The sequence below is a fragment of the Mycobacterium sp. TY815 genome (assembly GCF_030755135.1).
Taxonomy (GTDB): Bacteria; Actinomycetota; Actinomycetes; order Mycobacteriales; family Mycobacteriaceae; genus Mycobacterium.
The window spans coordinates 1-3,077 of record NZ_JAUFRX010000016.1 but is presented as its reverse complement, the minus strand read 5'-3'; the positions used below and the strand labels follow the sequence as shown (position 1 = coordinate 3,077).

Genomic DNA, 3,077 nt, shown 5'->3' with positions numbered 1-3,077 from the left:
GGCGGTGAATCTTCAGCGATAGATGGCGTTACATGATCCCGATGACGAGGGATTCGCGGGCGGCGTCGACGACTTCGCTGGTGACCGTGTTGAGCTGGTTGATGTCCATGATGCGATGGATCTGCGCCATCAGCCGGGTGGTGAGCCTGAAATTGCCGCTGGTGATGCGGATGATTGCGGCGCGGGCCTCGCGGGTGGTGAAGTCTTCAGGGTTGTCGAGGCCGAGGTCGGGCCACTGACGCGACAGTATGAAGGTTTGTTCGTCGCTGGACAGGGGTTGGTAGTGGTGCAGGAATCCGACGCGGCTGTAGAGCTGCGGGTAGCGGGCCAGTCGGCGTTCAATGCCGGGCATGCCGATGAGGATCAGGCCGGCGCCGGTGCGGTCGTGGTGGTCGCGTAGCGCTTCTAGGGCGGGGTTTTTCAGCCGGTCAGCTTCGTCGACGATGACCAGTTCGGTATACGCCCCGTCGGGTTCAACGAGGTGCTCAGAGCCGCGGTCGGGGTGCAGGGTGGTCTCAATGGCCCAGCTGAGCCGGGTGTGTAGGTATCGGACCTCTTTCTCGACGATGAGGGGTGTGTTGTGCACCTTGGGGGTGTAGAAGACGGTGCGAACGGCGAGAGCAGGTTCGGGTGCGACGGTCTGGTAGAAGCGGAAGTGCTCAACGATCGGTCTGACGGTGTCCCAGGAGCTGTAGTGGCGAGCCGACAGTGTTTTGCCGACACCGGGTGCGCCGTGGCATAGGCCGATGTAGCGGTCGCGGCGCACGGCATCGCAGAATTCAGCGAAGCGGCGGTGCTGCTTGGTGATAACGAATTTCGTTGTGGTAGCTGATGACTGCTCGGATGAGGCGGCAGCGGTGTGTTGGGTGTCCTGGTCCTGGATGTCGGCCATGACGTGGTCAGTCCTCTCGGTACAGCTTGAGCGCATGTTTGGGCGCCGATTCCTGGTCGAGGTCGGCTGGCCCACTAGCCGCTACGGCCATCCCAGGCAGCGGGTAGTTGCAGTCGGGCTGATGAACGGCGATGAGCTGGTCGACAACCTTGGCGCGATCACGAAGGCCTTGGCGTAGTTCGCGGCGGCGGGCGTTGCGGGCGGCAGTTATTTCCTTGAGCGCGACGGTGGTGTCGGCCAGCTCAGGGCAGATCGCCCGGCAGACGAACTTGTCGTCGTGGAAGATGCGGATCTCGGCCAGGTCGCGCGGGTCGTAGCGAATGGTGACCTGTTCGCCGACGTAGGCGGCCAGCACCGGGTCTAGGTAGCGCAGTCCTTGGAAGTGCACTCCATCGGGGTGGATTTTGCGGGGCTGGGCCACGGTGAGCAGCAGCAGGTCGAGTTGCTCCAACGAGACGGGCATCCTGGGTAAGAACCCGCCGCCCGACCAGCGCTGTGCTGGTGTTTGGCGGGTCTCGCTGTGCACCCGGTGGTGATAGCCGCCGCTGAGGAACCGCCCGATCACGGTGTCCAATTCGGGCAGGGTGAGCCGGGCCTGCCCGGCTCGATCAGGGGTTCCGCGTGGCGCGTAGCCGGGCAACGTCGACAGGCACATCTGGTTAACGCTGTTGAACAGCCGCTCGATCTTGCCGCGGCCGCGTGGCTTGCCGGGCAGGGAGAACACCAGTTGGATCTTCAGTTCGGCCGCTACGGTCTCCATATGCCGGGAGGTGAAGTCGCTGCCGTGGTCGGTGTAGAAAACGCCAGGGATGCCGCACACCGGCCAACCGGGATCGGGTTTGCGCCAAATCGCTTGCCGCAGCGCCAAAGCGGTGTTGATCGCCGAGGGTGCCTCCAAGCTGACCATGTAGCCGGCTGCAGCGCGGGAGTGGTCGTCTTCGATGACAGTCAACCAGGGGCGAGCCGGCTTTGCCGACGGCGTGATCACCCAAAGGTCCAATTCAGTGTGGTCGGCCTGCCATAGCTCGTTCGGTCCGCTCGCTTGACGCCGATACACCAGATCGAAGGTCTCCTCGTAGCGTTTGGTGCCTTCGTGGGCCAACGTCCGCAAGCCCGGATCAAGGCCTGCGGCGATCGCGTACACCGTGCTGTAGGACGGCACCGGCCAGTCACGTTGCGGCGCAATCTGGGTCACCTGGCGGTGAATGTTGGCCGCACTGATCGGAGGCCGTCGTAATGCCAGCCCCTCGATCAGCGTGACCATTTGATCGGGCAACCGGCGGCGGCCGCAATCAGAGCGTCCAGGACGGGCCAGCCCCACTAGTCCTGACTTGCGGTAGCTGGCCAGCCAGCGCTGCGCGGTGCGTAGCGCCACCTCACCTTGACGCGCGGCTTCGGTCAGCGATATCCCGTCGTCCAGGTGCGGGCGCAGCACCGCGTAGCGGGCCATCGCCTGTTCGCGTTGGGCCATGGTCAATGCGGTCTCCGCGTCGTCCGGCGTCTCAACCGGTTTTTGCGGGTGGGTCATGAGGCGGCCGAGCCGTTATTAAGGGCATTGCCCAGATGCCGATAAATGGTGGGCCGGGTGACGCCGAACTCGGCGGCGATCTGGGCGACGGTGTAGCGACGCTTGCCGTGGTCGTCTTTCTCGTCATACATCTGCTGGGCCAGCTTCACCTGACGAGGACCCAGTTTGGGTTTTTGCCCACCGGTGCGGCCGCGGGCCCGCGCGGCCGCCAGACCGTCCATGGTGCGCTCCGACATTAAAGCGTGCTCGAATTCCGCTACTGCGCCGAGGATTTGGAAGAACATGCGGCCAATAGCCGTTGAAGTGTCGATGCCTTGGTCGAGCACCACCAGATCCACGCCGGCGCCCTGTAGGCGCTTGGACAACTCGATGAGATGCTCCAGCGATCGGCCCAGCCGGTCCAGTTTGGTCACCACCAGCTGATCGCCGACCCGGTTGGCCGACAGCAGAGCTTTGTCGAGCTCTGCGCGGCGGGCCAGCCTGCCCGATACCTTGTCGAGGAAAATCTGGTCACAGCCCGCCGCGGTAAGCGCATCGCGCTGGGCCTCAGGGTGCTGGTCGCGGGTGGAGACCCGCGCGTAGCCGATCCGCATGGCCGGACCGTATCGCCAACCCCCGACAAGTTGACGTTGGCGCGGACACGGCAAGCGTTACAGA

The 3,077-nt window shown here is 64.3% G+C and carries 3 protein-coding genes; all 3 read right to left on the bottom strand.

Translation table 11 applies throughout. The features are described from left to right. Window positions 1–28 precede the first annotated feature (28 nt). From QXK92_RS33985 to QXK92_RS33975, 3 genes are read right to left on the bottom strand one after another with little or no spacing between them, the layout of a single operon-like run. Entirely contained in the window at window positions 29–892 is an 864-nt protein-coding gene (locus tag QXK92_RS33985) for an AAA family ATPase (RefSeq protein ID WP_225345606.1), read from the bottom strand. 7 nt (window positions 893–899) lie between these two features. Beyond that, complete coding sequence (locus tag QXK92_RS33980; RefSeq protein ID WP_306249130.1) at window positions 900–2,420, bottom strand: Mu transposase C-terminal domain-containing protein; 1,521 nt, start codon at window positions 2,418–2,420, stop codon at window positions 900–902. After that, window positions 2,417–3,013 (bottom strand): recombinase family protein, encoded by a 597-nt coding sequence (locus QXK92_RS33975; RefSeq protein WP_225345603.1) that lies wholly within the window; start codon window positions 3,011–3,013, stop codon window positions 2,417–2,419. The genes QXK92_RS33980 and QXK92_RS33975 overlap by 4 nt, the downstream gene beginning before the upstream one ends. Window positions 3,014–3,077: the final 64 nt, after the last annotated feature.

Excerpts from the sequence above, each read along its gene's own strand:
- QXK92_RS33985 (WP_225345606.1), bottom strand. The coding sequence starts at position 892 with ATGGCCGACATCCAGGACCAGGACACCCAACACACCGCTGCCGCCTCA.
- QXK92_RS33980 (WP_306249130.1), bottom strand. The coding sequence starts at position 2,420 with ATGACCCACCCGCAAAAACCGGTTGAGACGCCGGACGACGCGGAGACC.
- QXK92_RS33975 (WP_225345603.1), bottom strand. The coding sequence starts at position 3,013 with ATGCGGATCGGCTACGCGCGGGTCTCCACCCGCGACCAGCACCCTGAG.